This is a genomic window from Clostridium sp. (genome assembly GCF_032576335.1).
Lineage (GTDB): Bacteria > Bacillota > Clostridia > Oscillospirales > Acutalibacteraceae > Faecalispora.
Genome location: NZ_JAWFXC010000004.1, coordinates 1 through 23,066, shown reverse-complemented (window position 1 = coordinate 23,066; position 23,066 = coordinate 1). Strand labels below are relative to the sequence as shown.

Here is a 23,066-nt window from a genome sequence, read left to right as displayed (position 1 = left end):
TGTTTCACAATGCTTTGCTTTCGTAAAAAGTAAGCACAGTATACCATAACTACCAGTATTTGGAAATTCTATATTTTAAATATAATATATTCTATTATGAATAAACAAAAAGCAGGCGAAAAATCACTTCGCCTGCTTTAAAAAACTCAGGAACTAAATAAGGAAAGCTGACCTCCGGTATCGTCAAAATGAGTAAGGTACTCAAACACCGAATTCATTCCAAAATTCATATGGTTTTTCTTGCAAAAGTCTGCTACCATGGCGTCAAGCTCATATGAATTTGGTAGACCAAGCTGATAGCTTGCACCGTATTTCCGCATATATTGCTCTTTCACACCGGGAAAATGCTCGTCCAGCTTTTGGTAATAGTACTCTCGGTTACCGCTTCGCAGAGTGAGTCCCATACCAAACGTTAAAATCCCCTGTACACCAGCTTCCCCGCAATACTCCAGCAGCCCTTGTATATTTTGCTTAGTACCGTTGAGAAATGGCAAAATCGGCGTCATCCAAACTATGGTAGGAATTCCCGCTTTTTGCAGCTCTTTCAACACTTGGAAGCGCCGCGCGGTAGTTGCAACGTTTGGCTCTAGCTTACGGCACAGCGCTTCATCGTAGGTGGTGAGAGTCATTTGAACCACACACCTTGCTTTACGATGGATGTTTTGCAGCAAATCAATGTCTCGCAGAATCAAATCTGACTTTGTAATGACTGTATACCCAAATTCGTAGCGGTCAATAAGTTCAAGACTACGGCGCGTTAGCTGCTCCGTTTTTTCAAGAGGAAGATATGGGTCACTCATCGAACCGGTGGCAATCATACAGCGGTTTCGCTTTTTTCGTAGGGCTTCTTCTAATAGAGGAATTGCATTTGCCTTAACCTCTATATCCTCAAAACGGTGCTCCATTTGGTAGCAGTCGCTGCGGGAATCGCAGTAAATGCACCCATGGGTACAGCCACGGTATAAATTCATCCCGTTTTTGGGGGATAAAATTGATTTCACATGTTTATAGTGCATTTTTCTTCTCACCCCAAAGGAAAAAGTTGCCCACCGCGGCAAGCGAAGATTTGGCAAACGATTTTTATTCTTTCTTCCAGCGCTTTAGCAGCGGGAAGAACTGGTTCATCATACCGCGTGCCTGCTCTGCATTCATACTATGGTTGTTTTCTACCATAGGCGGCACACAGATTTCAATCATTTCCTCCATGCTGCCGTTGAATGTGAACTGTCCATTTTCGTAGCAATAGCTGCAATAGTCTTCGCTTTTACTGCCGTTTGCCTCCGTACCGTATAGATCCTCTCCGGTCCCCATTGGCATTCCACAGCTTTGGCAAAATTTTTGTTCCATCGTATTGTCCTCCTTATGTGTTTGTTTGGTAAAATCATGGTATCACACATAAGTTGACAGCTGTATGTCATGTTCTGTGGTGCATACAAATCTTTTCTGCATACTCCGCTACTTCAACTTTTATCTCTTCGGGAGTTAGAACCGTAACCTCGGTTCCAAATGAGAAGAGATAGCTCACCACCCAATCATCCGGAGGGAAAACAACCTCAACCCGTAAGCTACCATCTTGTTGCGGTGTAATACAGCTACGCTCAAATTCATCGTATACCCGAAAGGAGATTCGTTTCGAGAAAAGCAGTTCTAGAGTAACACCATTACTGCTTTCTCTTGGTAATTCCATGGGAGATGGAAAAAGCTGCGTTTCGTCCTGTTCAAATCGTTTTCCGGTAGTGTTCATATCAATGATACGGCTAACCTTAAACACACGGTAATTCTGTGCTTTTAAGCAAAAGGCTTGCAAATACCAGTATTTATCCTTATAAATCAGCTTGAGCGGATGAACCAATCGCTGACTGGTTTCTCCGTTTGTTCCACAGTACAGCAGAGAAAGCTCCTGCTTGCCCAGAATTGCATTTTTCAGCAGATCAAAACGAGCGGTATCTATTTGCCGCATTCCCCAGCGTGAAAAATCCACTTCAATCCAATTTTGTGTGGGCTTTTGAAACGCCGAGCCCAGCTTGCTGAGCAGTGCGCCAACCTCTTGGTCCGCGGCCTGAAGGCTTTGCACTGCAAACAGAAGCTGATTTTGTTCTTCACCGGAAAGCAGCGCTTTCTCAAAGGTGTACCCCGGCATCAGTGAGATTCCGCCGCCTTTGCCCACCGCAGTACAAACCGGTATTCCCGCCATAGAGAGTGCCTCAACATCGCGGTACACGGTACGTACCGACACCTCTAGAAGTTTTGAGAGCTCTGGAGCGGTACAAGTACCTTTTTCTAGCAACAGGTACAATAATTGAAACAAACGGTCATTTTTCATTCGGGCAAATCCTCGGCTTTCTCTCTCAAAATTCAACGTATATTTTTATTCATTCATCTATGGAACAATCATTTTGAAAACTCAATAATCGAGTTTCATTCTTTTATCTTCTTGAAAAGGCTTTCGGGCTGGGTTGCCCTCCACCCTCCAAACCTGCTTACGCTTCAAATCGTAGACCACCGACCAAACCGTGTCGGCATTTTTCTTTCGGTCATATTGGCACATAAATCCGTATTTCCCGGATAAGATGTCCTGTGCAAACGGTACAGTATAACTCCCCCTGTTTTGCTCTAATGCGTTTCGTGCGGTTTGATAGCGCTCATCAGAACGCCAATCGTCAATGTCTGGGTTACGGAACTTGTACATAGAAGCGGAATTAAAATTGTTCGCCGTTGCTACAAATACCTCTCCCTCGCGAGGGCGAATCACTTCTATGGCAACGGGGTTGCATTCCACTACGGCGATTTCGCCGCTTTTATCTGCAAGGGTAAGCGTTTGAGCAGAAGCAATTGGCAGAGAGTGTAGCAATTCGATTGCCTGTGCGGTTGTACTGCATTTTTCAAGCAGACAACGTACCAGCATACCGGAATTAAGCCCTGGCTTGCGAACATGAGGGTAAACGAAGGTAAGGCCAACTGCTAAGCCATGCTCATTGACTCCATCCTCCATTTGTACAAAGGCGGTTGTGTTGCCGTTAAAGGCAAAAGCACCCTCTAAGCGGTACAGGCAATTCATATAGAGCTTTTCAAGGTTCACCAAAAAATCGCTGTTTCTACCAAATACAATCTCATCCTGTGTATAAAAGGCAAAGCAGGTGCATTTGTTGTCAAACGAAAAGCAATACATACTGAATAGTAAGGCCTGCAGGGTCTCTACCGGAACTCCGTTTCCCTCCGCAATTCCTTTTATTTCGTCCAACACCTCGGGAAAATGTGTTTTGTATTCCGCCTCACATTTCTTTGCAAAAGCATAGGTTTCTTCCGTAAGCTCAAAGGTTGGGCAATGGTCTAGCTTATTCCCGTTTTTGAGCATTAGGTTACCCCAACGGTACCCCGCTTCGTAATGTGTTCCACTACATCTTACATGATACATAGATGTAACTCTCCATTTCATTCAATTGAGAGTTGGCGCCATCTCTTGCATTTAAGCGTAGCCGAATAAAAATTTTATGTCAAGAAGAACATTTTATTGGAATACAAAGCTGGATTCTCTTGATTTTTTATGATACAAAGCTTCTCATTATATATCGGAAATGAGGGGCTTTTCTATTTTCTCACAGGCATTAACCATTTTCTCCACTCTTGCATTATTGGTTCCCCACTTATTTCAATTGTTATTATATACAACATAACTTAACACATTACGCCAGGTTATCAATTTTTTATTTCTGTAGCTGTTAAAAAAGATATTCCAAAATATTGGACTCATAGTTAAAAAAATAAATTGACAATTAGATTCAGCTATGTTACTTTTAACATATAGTCTTAGTAACAGGAGGATTCTCAATGTCGATTAAATACGCAATTTTAGGTCTTTTGAGTTGGAAATCTTTAACCGGGTATGATATAAAAAAGTTAATGGAAGATTCTGCGATTCTTTATTGGAGCGGCAATAATAATCAAATATATAAATCTCTACTTCAGCTTCTTGGGGATGGACTGGTAAGTTCAATCGTAGAGCAGCCAAAAAGCGGACCTACTAAAAAAATATATACCATTACAGAATCTGGTCAAAAAGCTTTGAAAGATTGGGTACTCACCGCACCGGAAGCTCCAGAATTTAAAAAAGCATTTTTTGTTCAGCTAGCATGGTCCGGTGTTTTAGATGACGAAGAGACAATACACCTGCTTTGCAAATATGAGGAGGAACTTACTCTTCAGCTTGCTTACCAAAAAGAAAAACACTTGCGTCGTAAAGGATACCCCGACCGTAACGAAAAAGAAATTCTATTGTGGAATAAAATGGCGCAAAACGTAATTTCATCCTGTGAATACGAAATTAACTGGGTAAAGTCCGTGCGAACCGAACTGTTGGAACAAAATAGAAAAGGAGAGAATCCCACATGAATTTCACATATCAAATCATTCCCTGTAACACAGGAAGCTACCTTGATATTATTGCAGCCAAAAATCGTATTGAAACAGAGCAACACGCAATTGACCTGATGTGCCTATGTACCGAAAACAATACAAACAATCTTTGTGTTCATTCGCAGGCTCTCTCCGACCAATTTTTTCTGCTCTCTTCCGGCTCTGCCGGAGGAATTCTTCAAAAGTTTGTAAATTACCATATTCGAACCGCCATTGTACTCGAGACAGGAATGGAACTACCGGTTCGTTTCCAAGAAATGATGCTCGAAGCAAACAAAGGCAACGAATTCCATTTCTTTTTCTCCAAAAACGAAGCAGAACAATGGCTTATGTGCGTTCAGGGGAGGTTGTCACATGGGTAACCGAATGATTTATAAGACTGAAAAAGGACGCATTGCAGTGCAAAACGCTTATAACAACATGCTCTCCAGGTGGCCGGTAGCGTATGAACAGCATTTTATCAACACTTGCTTGGGGCACACCTTCGTGCTGCAAAGCGGAGAAAAGCAAAACCCACCTGTGATATTGCTTCATGGCTCCGGTTCTAACTCTGCCATGTGGATGACAACCGTAAAGGAGCTATGCAATACCCACTGTGTTTATTGCATCGACATTCCCGGCGAGCCAGGAAAAAGCGCAGAGAATCAGCTTACAATTGCCAGTAAAGCATATACCGATTGGCTCGATGATATCCTGAAAGGTCTAGCTCTTCCCAGTGCAGCATTTGTGGGTATTTCTTTGGGTGGTCATTTATCAGCAGCGTTTGCCATTCGTTTCCCGCAGAAAGTATCGCAGCTGGTTTTGCTCAATCCATCCGGGTTTGGGAAGCAAAGAGCCTCATTTATGCTAAAAGCGCTCCCGCTCATGCTACTCGGAAAACCGGGCAGGTTCGTCATTGCTCACTCTTTGTACGGTGATGTAATGCCACCAAAATCGGCAATTCACTACACCACTTCAATCGCAAGGCACTTTAAACCAAGGCTTGAGAAAATCCCTTTGTTTAAGAGCAAAGAAATGAGTAAACTAACAATGCCTGTACTTTGTATTCTGGGGGAAAAGGACGTCATGCTTTACACCGAGCAAACGGAAAGGCGGTTAAACACCCTGCTTCCCAATGCAGAGGTAAAAATGATACCGGGTGCGGGACACGCACTCATCCACATAGCAAAAGACATCGCTTACTTTTTAAACCATAGCGTACAAGCGAAATAACCTTGAATTGTCCCTATTAATAAAAAAAGAAGTGGTTCTTCTCTGAAATGAGATTCGAACCACTTCTTTTTTATCAATTAGAGCAAGTGCTTATTTCTTCCCGGCAATGCAAAGTCCAAAGAAATCAGCTGTTACAGTCGCTTTGTTTAGGTTAGTGTTGCGCAAAAGCTCTGTAATTTCAGATATAGTATAGGCGGCATTTAATGAGCTAATAAACCCGGGGCGCATTTCCTTTGGTTGGGTACAAGAAAATATCATCGCCTTTTTCAGAGGGTGTACGTCGCGCCGCAAATCCGTAATACAATACCGCCCTCCGGTGCGTAGAACGCGGTAAATCTCATGAAAGGCACGTATGGGATTCTCCCACTCATGCAATGAGCCATTTGAGAAAACCGTATCAAAGCTCTCATCCTCAAACGGCAGTTGCATGCAGTTCCCCAACACGTAGTTGGCTTTTATTCCATATTCTGCGGCGTTTTTTTCTGCATACTGAATCATGGCGGGGCTAATTTCACACCCGGTAAGGCTAACCGCATGCAACTTTTTGGCCAGTTCTAACCCTACATAGCCAGGCCCCGGGCCAAGCTCCAGCATATTGCCGCCGGTTAGACCGGAGGCCGCCATTGCTTCTACTCCGTTCCATCCCTTGTCGCGCATACCGCGTGCAAACTGATCAAACATTTCTACGGTCACTTCATTCTGGATTCCCTCATTTGTTTCAATCACGCGCATTTTCATTATTTCTTAGCCTCCTCTATTAAACTGTTTCGAGATTGCATTGCCCATTCCAGCTCCGCTTTATAGTGCAGAAGGTGATGTTCAAAAATAATTTTAGCAGAGGTTCTGTATTGCTCGGGAATATATGCTAAGGTTTCTCTGCAATGTGATTCAAGACCCGTAATTATTTTTTGCAGATTATTTATGTGGGCACTTAGGCTATCTACCAAAGCCCCTTCCTTTAGAGAATCGGAAAAATAAATCGTTCCATCAATGTGAAAAGTTGGGCGGTACTCCATTTGCAGTGATTGTAAAAGAAGCTCCTGAAAATGCTTTACACCTGCCGCCCCTACCTCATACACCGTTTTTTCCGGCCGCGCACCCTGTTTATCGCTGTGGGAGGTAATCAGTCCTTTGGCCTGCATTTTTTCTAGATGATAATACACCGTTGGCAGCTTAATCTGCGTGAAATCTTCAAGCTGCTCCTCCAGCATTTTTTTAATCTGGTACCCATGCTGTGGGCCATAACGCAGTAAAAGGCCCAAAATATAAAGTGGTATCATAATTGCATCTCCTTTAGTCAGCACTGACTATTTATAGTATACTCAGTGCTGACTAAATGTCAATAATTTATTGACATTTTTAAAACATTGATATATCATTATGATATGTTATATAGGAGGGGTCGTCATTAAAGAAAACACAGGACTATCAAAATTTGTAATATTGGGTATTTTGGCGCACTCACCGCAAACCGGCTATACCATAAAAAAATGGATTGAAAACGAATACAGCCATTTTTGGCAGGAAAGCTACGGTCAAATATACCCGACCCTAAAAAAACTGGTTGCAGAGGGGTTTGCCGATTGCGAAACAGAGGCAAAGCCCGAAAATGGGCGCGGGCAGATTTTATACCATATTACCGATGCAGGACGATTCGAGCTAACCAGCTGGCTGAAAAAAGAACCACAAATTGAAAAACTGCGCTACGAAATACTGCTCAAAATCTCCTTTGGTAAAAGCGCAGAAACAAAAACGCTCCTCACTCATCTGGATGAATTTAAGGCTCGAAACGAAAGGCTCGTTCAAGACATGAAGGCTTATATGGAGCAAATGGATAAGCAACCGGAAGAAATGGATTGTTTTTACAGCGAGCTTACGGCCTTGTGTGGCGTTTATGTTTATTCTGCTATGGAAAAATGGGCAGAGGAAGCCAAAAGAAGAATTCTCGAAAGAAATACCGGAAGAAACGGATAAAATAATACTGTACTTCCCATATTCACTTATAAACTTGTTTTAAAAAATCGGCTCCGAAAAAACCGAAGCCGATGAAAATGCAATATAAAAATAGGATTATAGAAAAGGAGATTTCTGTATGGCTGCTTTAGTTGTTTATTTTTCATTCGAAGGCAACACAAAACTAATTGCTGAAACAATTGTGGAAACGATAGGTGCCGATTTAGCAGAACTTAAAACCAGCAAAGAATACCCTAGCGAAGGATTTAAAAAGTTCTTTTGGGGAGGAAAAAGTGTTCTATTTGGTGAGGAACCAGAGCTTACAAATGCTCCTTTCGATTTAAACCGCTATGATACCATTATTATAGGAACACCTGTGTGGTTTGGTTCATTCGCTCCCCCTATAAAAACCTTTCTCAAGAAATACCACATTACCGGCAAACGAATCTCTTTATTCGCCTGCCATGGTGGCGGCGGCGCAAAAAAGTGCATGGCAAATATAAAAGCCGCCATTCCCGATAATGATTTTATTGGTGAAATTGAATTCCATGACCCCAAGAAAAATCCGGAAGAAACCGCTGCCAAAGCAGTGGAATGGGCAAAAAAGCTACGCTAAAAGCCAGCAGTTTTCCATATTCGTATCATATCATTATTTTTTCTTTTCAACTGCAATGTTTATCTGCATTAAATAGCCGTCTTCCTTTTTTTGAGATACATTGTCCAGCAAGCTATCTTCAAACGAAAAATTGCCTATTTGATAGGAATTTTGCGTACAATAGCGTTTGATTCTTTCATAGGTATCGCCAATTGTTTTATAGCTTCCACGGTGATAGGCAATAAGGTAAAGCGCTTTGGGCTTTATGAAAGTAGCAATACTTTTCTCCGTTGTTCTGGCAAAGAAATAAATGTTGTTAAAGTAGTTACGATTGAGAATATCCTCTCGGCTCAGCATGGTACCTACAAACGAAGTGTTTTCCGAAGTAATCTTATCCTCAAAGCGTTTAAATTCGTGCATCCACTGAATCGAATCATTTACACTAATCTCGTAAAGCAAATCGCTGAGAATAAGGTATTCTTCTTCCTGCTCTTCCAGTAAAATTTGTTGGTCGTCCACATGTATTCCTTTGTTGGTAACCTGAATGGATTGTTCCAGCAGGTGCCTAATCTGGCGAAGCTTCGTAATTTTTTGATCGATTTCTACGATCTTTTGGCGAGATAAGCTCTGCAATTTTTCCGGTGTTCTTTCATCAAGATACTGCTTCATTTCATTTAATGGAACACTCAGCTCTTTGAGCATTGAGATAATTAGAAAAATATCGAACTGCTCGGAAGAATAATAACGGTACCCTTTTTCATCGGTAATGGCGGGCTGAAACAGCCCAATGTCATCGTAGTGAAAAAGGGTTCTTTTATTAACTCCACATATTTTTGCAAATTCGCCCGTCGAAAAATAGTTGCTTAAATATTTAGCCATAATAAATTAAAATACCCCCTTGACTATCTGGTTACGTTATACCTTATTATAAAGAGCGAAATCAATTATTACAAGCAGGGAGTTACTTATGATTCAGCTTTTTCGTTTCTTAAAACCTTATAAAGTCCCATTGATTACACTCATCGTATTAACCTTTACGATGACAGTGGGTACCCTGTATATCCCTACGCTCACAGCAGATATTGTTAATAAGGGAATTTTAGTCGGCAATGTGCCTTACATCATCAAAACAGGCGCATTCATGCTGCTTGTTTCTGCTCTTACTGGAGGGGTAACGGTTTGGAGCAATCGCTTGGGTGCAGATATTTCTGCCAGACTCGCTCGAGATATTCGCGGGGCCATTTTTACCAAGGCACAAACCTTTTCACTCAACGACTTTAACAAAGTGGGTACTGCATCTATGATTACCCGTGCAACCAGCGATGTAACCCTCATTGGCGACAGTACCGTTTTATTTGTCCTGCTGTTGCTGCCCGCCCCGGTAATGGCCGTTAGCGGGCTTATCCTAGCATTTGCAAAAGATCAAGTTATGTCGCTTATCATTGTGGCAACTATGGTTGTTTTTGTAGTGGTTGCGGCACTATTGGGCAAAAAAGTGATACCGCTCTTTCAACAAATCCAATTAAAAATGGATTCCATTAATCGCATCCTGCGGGAAAGCATTATTGGCGTTCGCGTCATTCGCGCATTTCACCGCGAAAGCTACGAAAAAAAACGAATTGATGCGGCCTCCGTTGATTATGCGGAGAACAATATTCGCATTAATAAAATGATTGCGGTTTTACAGCCAATTGCAATGCTGATTATCAACGGCGGCATTATTGGTGTTTTATGGCTAGGCGGTGTACGTGCAGCGGACGGTGCCATTTTAATTGGCGATATTATTGCAATGGTGGAATACTGCTTCCTCATACTTATCTTTCTCATTATGGGTGTTATGATGTTTATGTACATTCCTCGCGCGCAGGCATGTGCACAACGAATTAACGAGGTTCTCTCCATAGAGCCTACCATTACAGATCCAACAAACTCCACGCCCCAAACACAAGAGCACGCACACTTGGAATTTAAAAATGTTACGTTCCGCTACCCCAATGCCGAAGAAGCCGTATTAAGCGACTTAACCTTTGAATCAAAATCCGGTGAGGTAACTGCGATTATTGGCGGAACAGGAGCGGGTAAATCGACCATTGCAAACCTGATTCTGCGATTCTATGAAATAGAGAGCGGAAGCATTCGACTCAATGGCGTAGATATACGAGAAATGACACAAAAAGAGCTACGAGATAAAATTGGCTTTGTTCCGCAAAAAACCTTTCTTTTTAGTGGTTCAATTGCAGAAAACATTCGCTATGGGATGGAAAGTGCAACCCAACAGCAAATTGAGCACGCCGCCAAAATAGCACAGGCGCACGACTTTATTGTCAAAATGGAGGATGGCTATAACTCCCCTGTTGCACAAGGCGGTGGGAATCTTTCCGGCGGTCAAAAGCAGCGCATAGCCATTGCCCGTGCTATTATTCGCAAGCCCGAGTTTTACCTGTTTGACGATAGCTTTTCTGCCCTTGATTTTTCTACCGATGCGAAACTGCGAGCGGCACTCAAAGAAGAAGTTGGCAATTCGACCCTCATTATTGTTGCACAGCGCATTAGCACCATTATGGGAGCTGACCGTATCATTGTGCTCGACGACGGCAAAATTGCAGGCATTGGCAGGCACAAAGAATTGATGAAGCACTGTGAAGTATACCAGCAAATAGCGGCTTCTCAGCTTCGCGAAGAAGAATTGGCATTAGGGGGTGAAACCGATGAGTGAAAACAACAGCCCAGAAATTGGCGCTCTTGATTTGGGCATGGAGAATTCCGTAGAACGAGCGAAAAATGTAAAATTAACTACCAAACGTTTACTAAAATACTTGTTCCAACAAAAAACAAAGCTGTTAGTCATACTGGTTACTGTTCTCGTTAGTTCCGCGCTTACCATTGCGGCACCCTTAATTATGGGTAGTATTATTGACCAGTTGGCCATAGGCATAAAGACATCTCTGTTAACAGGAGTAAAATTTCAAGTAGACATTACTACCATCGGGAAGACCATTCTAATTCTGCTGGGAGTTTACCTTTTCACCGCCCTGTTTATTTACCTTCAGCAGTTTCATATGGCAAGCGTGGCACAAACCCTTACTTTGGGACTTCGAAAAGAAATTAGCCACAAGCTCAATCGTTTACCCTTAAAGTATTATGACGCCCATAAAAAGGGAGATCTGCTGAGCCGTGCCACCAGTGACCTTGAAAAAGTAGCAGATAGCCTCCAGCAAGGGCTGATGCAGCTCATTACCTCTGCCGTCACCATTGTGGCAGGTGTGATTATCATGATGATCATCCACCCTGTTCTTACACTAATTATAATTGCGGCACTTATACTCTCTATGGTTATCACCACCAAAATCGCACAAAAGGTGGAGGGGCATTTTGCAGACAACCAAAAACACCTCGGCGATTTAAACAGCCTCATAGAAGAATCCTTTTCAGGGCAAGTAGTGGTAAAGGCATTTAGCGGGGAAGAAAAAACAATCGACGCTTTTGCGCAGGTAAATGAACAGCTTTGCAACGCCAACCGAAAAGCACAATTTACCGCTTTTTCGATTGAGCCACTAATTCGCTTTATAGGTAAAATCGGATATGCAGTAGTTGCTGTTTTAGGCGGTATCTTTGCTGTGCAAGGCACGATTACTCTTGGCAGTATTCAGGCATTTTTTCAGTATGTAGACATGTGCTCCGAGCCCATGACGCAAATCTCTTATATTTTAAATATGCTGCAATCAGCTGTTGCTTCCGCAGAGCGTGTTTTCGAGCTTTTAGATGAAGATGAAGAGGTACCCGATTTAGAAGCCACCAAGCACCTTGCGCAGGTACACGGTAAGGTTACCTTTGAGAATGTAACCTTTGGCTACCGGGAAGATGCCATTCTCATTGAAAATATGAACGTAGCGGTAAAACCTGGCAGTACCATTGCTATTGTTGGCCCTACCGGTGCAGGTAAAACGACTCTGGTAAACCTGTTAATGCGCTTTTACGAAATACAAAGCGGCGCAATTAAAATTGACGATGTGAATATCACAGAGTTTCAGCGTGGTTCGCTGCGAAAAATGTTCGGCATGGTTTTGCAGGACACTTGGATTTTCCAAGGTAGCATTCAAGACAATATTGCTTACAGCCGCCCCGACGCAACGTTAGAAGAAGTGATTAGCGCCGCAAAAGCCGCACACGCAGACCACTTTATTCGTACCTTGCCGCAAGGGTACCAAACCATCTTAAACGAAGACGGAACCAATGTATCACAGGGACAAAAGCAGCTGCTAACCATTGCCAGAGCGATTCTTGCAAATCCCTCCATGCTAATTTTGGATGAAGCCACCTCCAGCGTTGATACCCGTACCGAGACAGAGATTCAAAAGGCGATGAAACAGCTCATGCAGGGACGAACCAGCTTTGTAATCGCACACCGACTCTCAACCATTCGGGATGCTGATTTAATTTTGGTCATGCAAAACGGCAGCATCGTTGAGCAGGGCAACCACCAAGATTTGCTTCGTAAAAAAGGATTCTACGAAGAGCTGTACAACAGCCAATTTGCAAGTAAAGCAGTTATTTTAAATTAAAAAACTAAATTTCATCTGGCATAAATCATATTTTAGAAAGGGCATTCTGCATTTAAAATGTAGATGTCCTTTCTAGTTTTTAAAATAAAGCTATGAACAAAATATATTTTAAAATAGGGCTTGCAAATCATTTTTAATGCCTTTATGCTATGTAACAAGGATATCCTTTTTCATTAAAAAGGAGGAACAAACCGTATGAAAAACACAAACATTCTACACCTAGAGCAATTAATTAAAAATGACTATAGCAATATAACCGGGGTCTTGGTACAGAAGAATGGCAGCAAGGTGTACGAGCAATATTTTAATGGTTATACCCCCGAGGATGCCGTTCATATCTTCTCTGTAACAAAGAGTGTCTTTTCCGCTTTGATTGGCATTGCCATTGAGAAAGGCTATATTAAAAGTGTGGAGCAAAAGGTGCTTGATTTTTTCCCGGATTACACGATTCCAGAAGGCGAACACACCATACAAGACATTACAATTCGGCATTTACTCACCATGACGGCTCCCTACAAATACACCCAAGAGCCCTACCAGGAATATTTTACAAGTGAAGACTGGGTAACCGCCGCTTTGGATTTATTAGGGGGAGAATATACCGGAGAATTTTTATACGCCGCGATTATTGGAACACATATCCTATCTGGAATTCTGGCAAATGCGACGGATACTTCCACACTTGACTTTGCCAACGAAAACCTGTTTATCCCCTTAGGGATTCACGTACCCCACAATGTGTTTTTGCGCTCTGAGGAAGAGCACAACACCGTAATGAACACCAAAGGCACCTGTGGGTGGGTGGCAGACCCGCAAGGACGTAACCCAGCGAGCTGGGGGCTCTTCTTAACACCGGAGGAGATGGCAAAAATAGGCCAGCTCTATTGTAACGGCGGAATATGGAATAATGAGCAGATTGTACCTGCCTCTTGGGTGGCGGAAAGCACAAAGGAGCACAGCCGTTGGGGCGATCTTTCGTACGGCTATCTCTGGTGGGTGATAGACGAAAACGAGCACATCTATGCCGCTATGGGAGACGGCGGCAACGTGATTTACATCAACAAAAAGAAAGGCTTGGTTGTCTCCATTGCGTCTCTTTTTCTGCCGAATGTTACGGATCGAATTTGTTTGATTCAAGAACATATCGAGCCGCTTTTCGAGAGCTTGTAAGAGCAGCGCTTCAAACTCAATCACATCTCCCAATTATACGATTGGCTAGAAAAGACCCCCGTGATTTACACGGGGGTCTTACTTATTATGAATCGCTCGAATCAAATTGAGGTGTTGGGGCAAATGGCGCATCCAACCGCTTTTCATAGCCCCCATGCTTTTTCTGCAACTTGTGCCAGCCAATTTTAGTAACACCTATTTTATCTAACATGTTTAATTTGCGAATGGTGGAACCGGAAAGCCGATACGGTTCTCCGAACTCCTCAATAAAGCTATTTGAAAAGGCACCGGTTTGCTCATAGTCCTTTCCAAATGCGGCAAATCGCTTGGCGAGCTTATGGTACATATTCGGCATCATGGCTATTCCCGCGCACTCCCCTTTTATTACGGTGCCTATACTATTGTAGCCTAATCTTTTTACCAATTTCCTAACGTATTTGCAGATCAGCTCACTTTCGGCTGATTCCGGGTAGCCCGACTGTATGATAAATCCAAATGCTTTTTGAGAGTCCGTTTGAGTGGTGAGCTTCTCCAAAAACTTGATTACAATACCGGGTAGGGCATGCACGTAATTGGGGCTAATGAGGATAACGTGGTCAAAATCTTCTATGTACTTTACCAGCTCTTCCAGATTTTCAGCAGCAATGGAGCGTATTTCACAAGACTGCTCCATTTGACTTACAAATGCTTTGGCAAGAAAATAGCTCCCGCTCTTTTCGGAATTCCCTTTGGGCGAGCCATTTAGAATAATCGTTTTCATACCGCACCCACCTCACTTGCATCATAGTTTGACAAAGGGGCAATTTGAATTTGCGGAGAATAGAACTGATAAAACACTTTTTGGATATAATCTGTAAATAGTGCACGGTCTTCCTCATCTTCAAACTCGCCATCGTAATAAAACACAATGCTTGGGTATTTTTTATATCGTGGTGAATGCCGAGTGCCACCGTCCTCAAAAACGCAGTATGGCAAAAAATGAGGAATCATTCGGTCGAGCAGTGTTTTCATATTTCCACTCACAAAACCACGGTTTAGCTTTGCAAAAAAGAGTACCTTGTCTGCAGCTAGATACTCATTATAAAAATCATCTAAATCTTTGTGCACGCACCTGCCTGGCGTTGACCACCAGCAGCTCCAGCAGCCAAGGCAGTCTTTTACTGTTGTAGTACACAAATTCAAACTCGGCTTAGCCAATGTTGGGAAATCCTCAATCTCATTCACAATTATCGTTTTCATAAGCATCTCCTTTTCACAGCTAAACTAACTTCTTAAAACAAAGTATAATGGAAAATAATAGCAGTGTAAATACGGATTGCACTCTATATTCATAAAACCTTACTAACTGAACTACCTAAATTGAAAATAAAAAGCGCTCCCACAGCTTTGATACAAACCAAAACTATGGGGGCGCTGGCTTACAGAAAATCAACCGGATTAGTCATCTCGGTTTTTCTTACCTGTCAGCTTTTCTACATGAATTTTCACAATGCTGACTGCCGGTAGCTGCCGGCGTATCACTTCATCCCGGCGCTCCAGAACACCGGGAGCAAAAATATCGCATAGCTGAATCAAGCGTTTTGTTTTTTCTTCTGGGTCCGAAATGATTTCAGCATGACCTTCTACCATAACACTGTCGTAATGGGTGACGAATCGTTCCGGCATAACGGTCTCTTTGCCAATCACAACAAACGCTACGCGGTCGTTTTCTTTTAAATACTCTATTTTTCTGCCTTTCACAAAGCAGTGAAAGTAAATCGCCTGTTCTTCTGGCATATAAAAATAGTTGAGCGGTACTCCGTACGGTTCCCCTTGTTTGGTGGCAACTGAAAGCACCCCGTGGGTTCCCTCGTGCAAAAGCTGCTCCGCTTCTTCCTGCGACATTCTTCTGCTTGGTCTCATGTTAAACCTCCTATTTTCTAAATCCGGTTTACTCCGGCTGAATATTTTTCTTATGATTTAAGTATACCAGTGAAAGCAGCTCGGGGCAACCTTTCCCATTTACCATCCTTTTCCATGCTTGTTGGAACTCTTTGATTCATGTTATAATGGGCTCAAAAGCTTTTATTTTCACAATAAGCGAATCTGTTAGGAGACTATTATGGTACGAGTATTATTTGTTTGCCTTGGGAACATCTGCCGTTCGCCCATGGCAGAATTTTTACTAAAGCACCTTGCAAAAGAACGCGGCTGTGATGACCAGCTTATCATTGACTCCGCCGCAACCAGCCGAGAGGAAATTGGCAACCCGGTGCACAGTGGAACGGTAAAAAAACTTGCGGAACTGCATATTTCTTGTGCGGGCAAGCGAGCGGCTCACATTACGCAGTGCAACTGGGAATCGTATGACTATTTATTGGGAATGGAAACCTCAAATCTAAATAACATGACTCGTATACTCCGTGAGGCGGATACGAAAAAGATGCGCCGATTACTCGACTTTACAAAGCGTCCGCGAGACATTGCAGACCCATGGTTTACCGGTGACTTCGAAGTTACTTATAATGATATTATGGAAGGCTGCCTTGCATTTTTAGATGACCTTGAAGCAAAAGGACTCATTCAATATAAACGCAAGGTGCAAAAATAACTGTCATCTAATCACTAAAGCCATTGCCCAGAAAAATTGGGCAATGGCTTTTTTATTAATTGCCTATATAAGTAAAGCGGGGCGTAACCATTTCGTCTCTTTCAACGGTTTCACTCCACATTTGGGCAGGGCGCACCCAGACTCCATGTTCCCCATACAATGCACGGTAAACCACCATTTCCTCCAAGGTTTCAGAATGCGTTGCAACATAAAGTAATTCATACTCATTGCCCTTAAAATGCCGGTATCGCCCCGGTTTTAACGTATTCCCCATATTCTCTCCTCCTGAAAAGTACGATTATTTCTAGTTGGGTTCTATTTTATTTTGCTTTGAGTAGATGAGGTGGGGCATCTCTTTGCCATGATGGTGTTTTGTGAATTCACCTACTATTTTCATGCCTAGCCCCTCTGCCACTTTGCGAGAAGCTGTGTTCTCTGGGCGAATTTCCGCAATTACCTGTTCTGTGCCTAATTTCTCAAAGGCATATTGCATCCAGGCAGATGCGCCTTCCGTCGCATAGCCCATTCCCCAATATTTTCGAGCAATGATATAGCCCAGCCCCCAAAAGCGTTCACCATTGATTTCTTCTGGTAAAATTCCCATTAGCCCAATCAGCGCTCCGCTTTCTTTCTCTATAGCTGCAAAGTAGGAGCACCCACCGGACTGATACCTCTCTTTTGCCCGCTCAATCCACTCGGCGATTTGCTCATCCTTAAAGCCATATTCCCACGCGTACATCGTCTGAACATCTCCCAGAATGGGCCGCAATGCCGCAAGATCATCCTCCTGCATACGGCGAAAGGACAGCCTGTTCGTTTCTAGCTCCCATACCGTTCCATTGCTTGTTTGTTGGCTCATAGAAGCACTCTCGCCGCTCTTTTTTCTTTTTCTCGTGGGTTTCGTCAGCTTGTAGCTTTTATTGACCATCTCTTTTAGCTCCTGTAATGGCACGTCACTATCGAGCAACACCGTATTCCAATGCGTCTTATTCATGTGGTAAGCCGGAATAACACCCGAATAAACAGAACGAAGAAACTCCCCTTCCATTGGCTCACATTTCAAATTGGCACACAAGTTGCCCTTATGCTCATAAATAAATGCAAAGGTCTTACGGCTTTCCCTATGCCGTATCGCTGCCCATACATCATCAAACGGATAGTCAATATAGCACCCGCCAAGCTGTAAGCACAACGAAATTAACTCTTCTTTCTTCAAGGGGGTTCCCTCCTTTTCTTATTGCTTATGCGACCTTATTTATAAAAGTTAACACCTCATTCTGCCATGTGACAGCATGAGGTGCATTCGCTTAAGCTTGACGGAGCAATTGTTCCAGCGCATTACAAAAAGCCGAGTCCTGCTCGCTGGACCGTTTGCGCGGTCCTTTGAGTCGACCGCCGGATTTCCGTATCTTTTTTGCTGTGTGGCGGGCAAGCAAAAGCGCATCAATATTCTCCGCTGTGTATTCCATTCCATCCTGATTTAAAATTCTTGCTCCACGTGCCAAGCACATCGCGGCAAGACCATAATCCTGTGTTACAACCACATCACCGGGCTGAAGCAAATTTACCAAGGCAAAATCCACACTGTCTGCCCCTTTGGACACCACCAATGTTTTCGCACCCTCTTTTTCAAACTGGTGCGAGGTATCACATAAAATCAGGCATTCCAGCGTATAACGGCGGCAGAGCCGCACGGCTTCTTCTACCACCGGACAACCGTCAGCATCAATTAACACACGGGTCATTCCAAATCTCCCAGTAGTTCCTTTTGCAGTTTTTTCGTTAGCTTCCCAAATACCAATTGATAGGAAGCATCACACAATTCCTTTATCAGCTCTGGGGTCAAATTTCCCTCCAAGGAAACTGCAATCCAATTTTGTTTATTCATATAAAAGCCGGGCAGTATTTCGCTATGCTCTTTGCGCAGCAGATCTGCAAGCATGGGTTCACATTTTACATTCATCAGGTCTTTTCCCGCATACATTGGGTCATGCTCTGCACCGGGACGCATTCTAGCCGCAAACAGCTTGCCCCCTACTTGGTAGCGCAGCCATCCCCACTCTTTTTTCAGATCTTTGGTGACACCGGGCTTTGAGAGCAAATAATCATCTAGCCATGGCTGTGCATCGTTTGCCATTTCGCTATTCTCCTTCCTGCTAAAAATCCTATATTAATATTCCAGCAGTATTTTATAAATATTAACCGGTCTGCCCTTTGGTACAATTCGTTTCTGACCGATTACCTCTGCCTTGCCATACTTTAATAGATTGGCAAGAAAGCGGTTGGCAGTACGAGTGGAAATCCCTAACCGATTGATTAAATCGAGAGATGAAATTTCATCGGTACCTTCTTCTTTGAGTACATGAATGATTTTTGAAACGGTTTCGGGCGAAAGCTTTACCTGCGACGCCATACGGTAAATATAATCGCTCTCCACGTCTGAAATTACAAGGTCTATCTCGTTGCTGGGTGTCATACAAACAATCTTGTTTTCTTCGTCGATCAGGAAGCTTCTGTGCGTATCGTCGCCAAAATTTTCACCGTGGCGAACCGCATCCATCGCATTCATGCGCGCCTGATAAAAGTTGCGGCCGATACCATAGCCAATTGCACCAGTAAAATTCAGTGTTTTTTGCAGGTGGTTATAAAAAGGGCAGCCCAAAAAATGATCGGTCAGCTTTGCAAGGGTATCGCAGTCTGTGTAAATCTCAAAGCCATCCCGGCTGTCTTTTACGGTAAGACTTCCACTGTAAGGACTAACTAATGTTAAAATTTCTTTTTTGTAGGCCAAAAATTTCATTTCTGAATTTCCGTACTTTCGCGTCATCATTTCCGCGCAGGAGATTAACACGTTGGCAGGGTAGCTTCTTCTTGCGCGAGTCGCATCAATTTTTGACACCAGCTCTTTTACCGTGTTCGTAAGTGCATTTTGGCTGGGGTAAATGTAATAGCACGAATAGCCCAGCTCTTTCATCCGCTGTGCAGTTGAATAGAGGTAGGTTACGGCAAAATCGATTTCCCCCGCGCGGAACTTTTCTTCCACATAATGGGAAAACCTCTTTTCCTCTTCTTCTATAACGCTTAAGCTATAGTGACGAAAAGTATTGTCGTATTCCCTTGCAATGGAATCAAGCGCATTTTTCTCAATGGCTTGTGTGAGCGTCATTTTATCTGCTATAAAATCTACTGCTACACGCGAGAAATCTTGCTGATTGCGGCGAATGCTTTCGCGCAGGAGAATACGGTATGTGTTTTCAATATCAATATCCAAATAACTCAGGCATGGGGAATCCCCTTGGCGAAGCTCTTCGAGTACATGGTTAGGAATTACACCGCTCGTAATGATTCCCTGAAAATCGCCGTGAATTTTCTCATAAATTTCGCAAAGCTGTTCAATGGTCTCGTAAATAAAATATGTGATTTCAACGTGCTCTGGGAACTGCAATTGATACTCCTGAAGATATGTGACCAGATGCTGTTTCATTGGCATCGCTATCCGATAAATCAACCCAAGCACCTCTCCTTTGCATATGAATTAGCTTTAGAATACGATGATTTTGGGGAGTTGTCAACTAATGGCTTTTTCTATGCGCCACTTTGAGTAACAAGGGTTCTCTCCTGCCCTTTGCACTAGGCACACTTTGGTTGTCACTTTCTTTTAGAGAAGCATACAATAGAGCAGGAGGTGCTGTTGTGCTCGATTTATATACATTTCAGAATACCGCCAGAAGATACCCCGATGCAAAAGCCATTATAAAAGGAAGTAACGCATACCCACAGCTGCGCGGAACCATGCAGTTACACCAAATGGAAAACGGTGTTCTTGTTACCGCTTTGGTAAGCGGATTGCCGTTAGTAGAAAGTTCATGCCCAATTAACGTGTACGGCTTCCATATTCACGAGGGAAAGGCATGTACCGGGAACGAAAAAGACCCTTTCGCAGACGCCGGTGGGCACTTTAATCCGGGAAACTGCCCGCACCCGGCACACGCAGGTGACATGCCGCCGCTATTTGGCAACAACGGTGTTGCTTATTTGTCTTTCTTTACCGACCGTTTCACGGTCTCACAGGTGATTGGGCGTACCGTTATCGTCCACTCTCATCCGGATAATTTTACATCACAGCCATCCGGGGATTCCGGCAGTAAAATTGCATGCGGACTAATTGAACGTACTGCCCCGCAAAACCGGCGCGGCTGTATGGCGGCACAGCCCTATTGCTAAGCGGAAAAACCGGCAGGAGTACCTCCCTGCCGGTTTTTGTTTTATGGTTGAATTCTACTCATACTGCCCTCTTCAGAGTCAATTAAAAGAGTCGTTTGTTGGGTTAGGCTATTGGAGGCTCCTCATTATTGGAAGCTTCTTCACTTTCCTCAAAGGATTGCTGAATTTCAGGTAAAGCTTGCTCATTTGTTCGCACCGTCATTACCGGCTGTTCTATAAACACTTCATCTGGCTCGTTCCAGCTTTGCAAAGCAAAAAACATACCAGCCAGCGCCACAAAAGACGCTGTTACTCCACATGCGATAGACCAACTACGAATATCCAGTGGGCCGAGAACCATCGAACCTAAGGCAAGCAATAGCCCAAAGGCAAAAAAGAACTTTGCAATTTTTTCATCTGTATTTAGCACTCAGAATCACTCCTTTTGTGAATTCAAGCAAGCGAACAGATCCGCAAAATTTTGCATGGTAAGTTGCTCGGCGCGCACGCGGCGGTCAAGCCCCGCGGCGTCGAGCGCAGCGCCAACCGTTTCTTTTGGCAGAGATAAGCCCGCCGAAACGGAGTTGAGCATCGTCTTTCTTCTTTGCCCAAACGCCGCACGTACTAATTTAAAAAAGCCAGCTTCATCTGCTACTTTTACGGCTGGCTCTTTGCGCAAGGTAAGGCGAATAACGGAGGAATCCACATTGGGAGCCGGCATAAAGCTGCCGCGAGACACCTCAAATAAAATCTCCGGCTCGGCGTAATAATGCACTGCTATGGTAACTGCACCGCATTCACGTGTGCCCGGCTTCGCGCAGATGCGCCTTGCGGCCTCTTTTTGTACCATAACGGTCAAGGCTGTAATATCGAGCCGCTCTTCCAAAAACCGCATGATGACCGGTGAGGTAATATAGTAGGGCAGATTCGCACAGACCGACACCGGCATACCAGCAAATTCACGCTCAAGCAGCTCTTTGATGTCGAGCTTTAGCACGTCTTCATTTACAATGGTTACATTATCATAATCCGCTAGCGTTTCTTCCAATACCGGCAGCAAACGACGGTCCAGCTCAACGGAAACCACCTTCTGTGCACTCTCCGCAAGTTCACGCGTTAGCACTCCAATTCCCGGGCCAACCTCTAACACACCGCTCTCAGGTGAAGCACCGCTTTCTTCCGCCATACGCGGACAAACCGTAGGGTTAATGAGAAAATTTTGACCCAAGGCCTTGCTAAAATGAAACCCATGGCGACCTAATATCTCTTTGATTGTAGAAATGTTGGATAAACTGTTCATGAAACCTCCGCTATTTTATGGCCCTTAGCCATGTGTTGGTCATTGCTGTATGTTAGTCCGCACGCTTGTCCGGCGATAAAATAAATTGATTGCGGTGAAAACGTATGATTTTCTCTTTTTGCATGCGCCCCAATTCTTTAGAAAGCGCACTGCGGTTTACACATAAAAAATCGGCAAGCTCTTCGCGTGAAAAGGGAATCACGGGAGAATAGGTTCCCTGCCGCTGAGCCTGCTCACCAAGGTAAGCCATCACCTTTTCTCGCGTCGTCTTCTGCGATAGGATTTCCATTTTTCGATTTAAGTACACATTTTTTTCAGCAAGAAGCTGCATCATATTACGCAGCAAGGTAGAGTGATGCCCACACATAGCAGGGCATGGCGTAAGTAACCGCTCAGCGGAAAGACGCATTACCTTGCAGTCTGTACTGGCAATTACGGAAACCGGGCTTTGGCGCACCTGTGAACAGGCCAAGGATTCCCCAAAAATATCTCCCGCACAAAGCTCTGTAACAATGGAGCGACTACCAAACAAATCTTCTTTCACCACTTGCACTCGGCCTTTTAAAACAACTCCAATCCACTCCACTGGATCGCCCGCCAGCAAAATGACCTCATTCTTGACGCATTCACGAACGCCGCTGTTCAGGCACGAAACAATTGCCTTCTGGTCGCTTTCCTCTATATCTCGGAACAAAGCCGTTTTTTGTAAGATGGAATACGCTGTACTCATCGCTTTGCTCCTTTCTTAATTGTAGTAAATAGAGTTTTTAGAGCGGCTAGTGCCGCGGGGAATTTGTTCTTTCTCTTACTTGCCCCTCAGGCCGGTGAGGGCTATTAGAAATAATATATAATTCATATAAAAGAGACGGCCATTGACATGAGGGGCAAAGCCCTGCGCCAGCAGAATGTCCTTGCGCCCAAGCGCAAAAGCTTTATCTTACTAAAATACATTTAATAAATGCAATTTATAGCGGCTTGCGCCGCAGGGGATTTCTTCTTTCTTTCATTCGCCCCTCAAGCCGGGGCAGGCTCTCCTTTTCTTGATGAGAAGAAAAGGAGGAAAGACTC

At 43.7% G+C, this 23,066-nt stretch carries 28 protein-coding genes; 10 read left to right on the top strand and 18 right to left on the bottom strand.

Annotated elements, in window-relative coordinates; all coding sequences use genetic code 11:
* Positions 1-146: 146 nt before the first annotated feature.
* The 4 genes from E7L17_RS05285 to E7L17_RS05270 all read right to left on the bottom strand — a co-directional run bounded on the left by E7L17_RS05285 (position 147) and on the right by E7L17_RS05270 (position 3,415).
* Positions 147-1,016, bottom strand: coding sequence for an SPL family radical SAM protein (locus E7L17_RS05285; protein WP_316322218.1), 870 nt, complete (start codon positions 1,014-1,016; stop codon positions 147-149).
* 64 nt (positions 1,017-1,080) lie between these two features.
* Entirely contained in the window at positions 1,081-1,347 is a 267-nt protein-coding gene (locus E7L17_RS05280) for a zinc ribbon domain-containing protein (protein ID WP_316322217.1), read from the bottom strand.
* Between the two features lie 67 nt (positions 1,348-1,414).
* Positions 1,415-2,323: a YafY family protein gene (locus E7L17_RS05275; protein ID WP_316322216.1), complete on the bottom strand. Its 909-nt coding sequence runs from the start codon at positions 2,321-2,323 to the stop codon at positions 1,415-1,417.
* Between the two features lie 81 nt (positions 2,324-2,404).
* Positions 2,405-3,415: a C45 family peptidase gene (locus E7L17_RS05270; protein WP_316322215.1), complete on the bottom strand. Its 1,011-nt coding sequence runs from the start codon at positions 3,413-3,415 to the stop codon at positions 2,405-2,407.
* A gap of 413 nt (positions 3,416-3,828) precedes the next feature.
* Between E7L17_RS05270 and E7L17_RS05265 the strand changes: the two genes are divergently transcribed.
* From E7L17_RS05265 to E7L17_RS05255, 3 genes are read left to right on the top strand one after another with little or no spacing between them, the layout of a single operon-like run.
* The gene (locus E7L17_RS05265) at positions 3,829-4,389 is read left to right on the top strand and encodes a PadR family transcriptional regulator (protein ID WP_316322214.1); all 561 of its coding nucleotides are present in this window, start codon (positions 3,829-3,831) and stop codon (positions 4,387-4,389) included.
* Complete coding sequence (locus tag E7L17_RS05260) at positions 4,386-4,775, top strand: DUF4180 domain-containing protein (RefSeq protein ID WP_316322213.1); 390 nt, start codon at positions 4,386-4,388, stop codon at positions 4,773-4,775. The genes E7L17_RS05265 and E7L17_RS05260 overlap by 4 nt, the downstream gene beginning before the upstream one ends.
* A complete protein-coding gene (locus E7L17_RS05255) occupies positions 4,768-5,625 on the top strand; it encodes an alpha/beta hydrolase (protein WP_316322212.1) in 858 nt (285 codons plus the stop codon). The genes E7L17_RS05260 and E7L17_RS05255 overlap by 8 nt, the downstream gene beginning before the upstream one ends.
* Positions 5,626-5,715: 90 nt before the next feature.
* On the opposite strand, the gene E7L17_RS05250 is transcribed toward E7L17_RS05255, so the two are convergent.
* A complete protein-coding gene (locus E7L17_RS05250) occupies positions 5,716-6,363 on the bottom strand; it encodes a class I SAM-dependent methyltransferase (RefSeq protein WP_316322211.1) in 648 nt (215 codons plus the stop codon).
* Positions 6,363-6,905 carry a PadR family transcriptional regulator gene (locus tag E7L17_RS05245; protein WP_316322210.1) on the bottom strand — a complete coding sequence of 181 codons (543 nt, stop codon included), beginning with the start codon at positions 6,903-6,905 and terminating at the stop codon, positions 6,363-6,365. Before E7L17_RS05245 ends, E7L17_RS05250 begins: the two co-directional genes overlap by 1 nt.
* A 100-nt stretch (positions 6,906-7,005) precedes the next feature.
* On the opposite strand from E7L17_RS05245, the gene E7L17_RS05240 reads away from it, so the two are divergent.
* Both E7L17_RS05240 and E7L17_RS05235 read left to right on the top strand, forming a co-directional pair.
* Positions 7,006-7,599: a PadR family transcriptional regulator gene (locus tag E7L17_RS05240; RefSeq protein WP_316322209.1), complete on the top strand. Its 594-nt coding sequence runs from the start codon at positions 7,006-7,008 to the stop codon at positions 7,597-7,599.
* Positions 7,600-7,717: 118 nt separating this feature from the next.
* The gene (locus E7L17_RS05235) at positions 7,718-8,194 is read left to right on the top strand and encodes a flavodoxin family protein (protein WP_316322208.1); all 477 of its coding nucleotides are present in this window, start codon (positions 7,718-7,720) and stop codon (positions 8,192-8,194) included.
* A gap of 33 nt (positions 8,195-8,227) precedes the next feature.
* Here E7L17_RS05235 and E7L17_RS05230 read toward each other — a convergent pair whose 3' ends face one another.
* On the bottom strand, positions 8,228-9,052 hold the full coding sequence (locus tag E7L17_RS05230; protein WP_316322207.1) for a MerR family transcriptional regulator: 825 nt from the start codon (positions 9,050-9,052) through the stop codon (positions 8,228-8,230).
* An 88-nt stretch (positions 9,053-9,140) separates the two neighbouring features.
* Between E7L17_RS05230 and E7L17_RS05225 the strand changes: the two genes are divergently transcribed.
* From E7L17_RS05225 to E7L17_RS05215, 3 genes are all read left to right on the top strand, one after another.
* The gene (locus E7L17_RS05225; protein ID WP_316322206.1) at positions 9,141-10,889 is read left to right on the top strand and encodes an ABC transporter ATP-binding protein; all 1,749 of its coding nucleotides are present in this window, start codon (positions 9,141-9,143) and stop codon (positions 10,887-10,889) included.
* Positions 10,882-12,735, top strand: coding sequence for an ABC transporter ATP-binding protein (locus tag E7L17_RS05220; protein WP_316322205.1), 1,854 nt, complete (start codon positions 10,882-10,884; stop codon positions 12,733-12,735). The genes E7L17_RS05225 and E7L17_RS05220 overlap by 8 nt, the downstream gene beginning before the upstream one ends.
* 195 nt (positions 12,736-12,930) lie before the next feature.
* Positions 12,931-13,905 (top strand): serine hydrolase, encoded by a 975-nt coding sequence (locus E7L17_RS05215; RefSeq protein ID WP_316322204.1) that lies wholly within the window; start codon positions 12,931-12,933, stop codon positions 13,903-13,905.
* Positions 13,906-13,990: 85 nt separating this feature from the next.
* Here the strand turns inward: E7L17_RS05215 and E7L17_RS05210 are convergent, their stop codons facing one another.
* From E7L17_RS05210 to E7L17_RS05200, 3 genes are all read right to left on the bottom strand, one after another.
* Positions 13,991-14,665, bottom strand: a complete 675-nt coding sequence (locus E7L17_RS05210) for an NAD(P)H-dependent oxidoreductase (protein WP_316322203.1) — start codon at positions 14,663-14,665, stop codon at positions 13,991-13,993.
* Positions 14,662-15,144 carry a flavodoxin family protein gene (locus E7L17_RS05205; protein ID WP_316322202.1) on the bottom strand — a complete coding sequence of 161 codons (483 nt, stop codon included), beginning with the start codon at positions 15,142-15,144 and terminating at the stop codon, positions 14,662-14,664. The genes E7L17_RS05210 and E7L17_RS05205 overlap by 4 nt, the downstream gene beginning before the upstream one ends.
* A 198-nt stretch (positions 15,145-15,342) precedes the next feature.
* Entirely contained in the window at positions 15,343-15,807 is a 465-nt protein-coding gene (locus tag E7L17_RS05200) for a pyridoxamine 5'-phosphate oxidase family protein (RefSeq protein WP_316322201.1), read from the bottom strand.
* 199 nt (positions 15,808-16,006) lie between these two features.
* On the opposite strand from E7L17_RS05200, the gene E7L17_RS05195 reads away from it, so the two are divergent.
* A complete protein-coding gene (locus E7L17_RS05195; protein ID WP_316322200.1) occupies positions 16,007-16,495 on the top strand; it encodes a low molecular weight protein-tyrosine-phosphatase in 489 nt (162 codons plus the stop codon).
* A gap of 55 nt (positions 16,496-16,550) precedes the next feature.
* Here the strand turns inward: E7L17_RS05195 and E7L17_RS05190 are convergent, their stop codons facing one another.
* The 5 genes from E7L17_RS05190 to E7L17_RS05170 all read right to left on the bottom strand — a co-directional run bounded on the left by E7L17_RS05190 (position 16,551) and on the right by E7L17_RS05170 (position 20,012).
* The gene (locus E7L17_RS05190; RefSeq protein WP_316322199.1) at positions 16,551-16,769 is read right to left on the bottom strand and encodes a DUF1653 domain-containing protein; all 219 of its coding nucleotides are present in this window, start codon (positions 16,767-16,769) and stop codon (positions 16,551-16,553) included.
* A 30-nt stretch (positions 16,770-16,799) separates the two neighbouring features.
* The gene (locus tag E7L17_RS05185; protein ID WP_316322198.1) at positions 16,800-17,711 is read right to left on the bottom strand and encodes a GNAT family N-acetyltransferase; all 912 of its coding nucleotides are present in this window, start codon (positions 17,709-17,711) and stop codon (positions 16,800-16,802) included.
* A gap of 91 nt (positions 17,712-17,802) precedes the next feature.
* Positions 17,803-18,240 (bottom strand): YaiI/YqxD family protein, encoded by a 438-nt coding sequence (locus tag E7L17_RS05180; RefSeq protein WP_316322197.1) that lies wholly within the window; start codon positions 18,238-18,240, stop codon positions 17,803-17,805.
* Positions 18,237-18,632, bottom strand: coding sequence for an MmcQ/YjbR family DNA-binding protein (locus E7L17_RS05175; RefSeq protein ID WP_316322196.1), 396 nt, complete (start codon positions 18,630-18,632; stop codon positions 18,237-18,239). The genes E7L17_RS05180 and E7L17_RS05175 overlap by 4 nt, the downstream gene beginning before the upstream one ends.
* Positions 18,633-18,665: 33 nt before the next feature.
* The gene (locus tag E7L17_RS05170; protein WP_316322195.1) at positions 18,666-20,012 is read right to left on the bottom strand and encodes a hypothetical protein; all 1,347 of its coding nucleotides are present in this window, start codon (positions 20,010-20,012) and stop codon (positions 18,666-18,668) included.
* Positions 20,013-20,188: 176 nt separating this feature from the next.
* On the opposite strand from E7L17_RS05170, the gene E7L17_RS05165 reads away from it, so the two are divergent.
* The gene (locus E7L17_RS05165) at positions 20,189-20,719 is read left to right on the top strand and encodes a superoxide dismutase family protein (RefSeq protein ID WP_316322194.1); all 531 of its coding nucleotides are present in this window, start codon (positions 20,189-20,191) and stop codon (positions 20,717-20,719) included.
* Positions 20,720-20,822: 103 nt separating this feature from the next.
* Here E7L17_RS05165 and E7L17_RS05160 read toward each other — a convergent pair whose 3' ends face one another.
* The 3 genes from E7L17_RS05160 to E7L17_RS05150 are packed head-to-tail and all read right to left on the bottom strand — an operon-like array spanning position 20,823 to position 22,728.
* Positions 20,823-21,128 (bottom strand): hypothetical protein, encoded by a 306-nt coding sequence (locus E7L17_RS05160; RefSeq protein WP_316322193.1) that lies wholly within the window; start codon positions 21,126-21,128, stop codon positions 20,823-20,825.
* Positions 21,129-21,134: 6 nt separating this feature from the next.
* Positions 21,135-21,998, bottom strand: a complete 864-nt coding sequence (rsmA, locus tag E7L17_RS05155) for a 16S rRNA (adenine(1518)-N(6)/adenine(1519)-N(6))-dimethyltransferase RsmA (protein WP_316322192.1) — start codon at positions 21,996-21,998, stop codon at positions 21,135-21,137.
* 52 nt (positions 21,999-22,050) lie between these two features.
* Positions 22,051-22,728: a Crp/Fnr family transcriptional regulator gene (locus E7L17_RS05150; RefSeq protein ID WP_316322191.1), complete on the bottom strand. Its 678-nt coding sequence runs from the start codon at positions 22,726-22,728 to the stop codon at positions 22,051-22,053.
* Positions 22,729-23,066 lie beyond the last annotated feature (338 nt).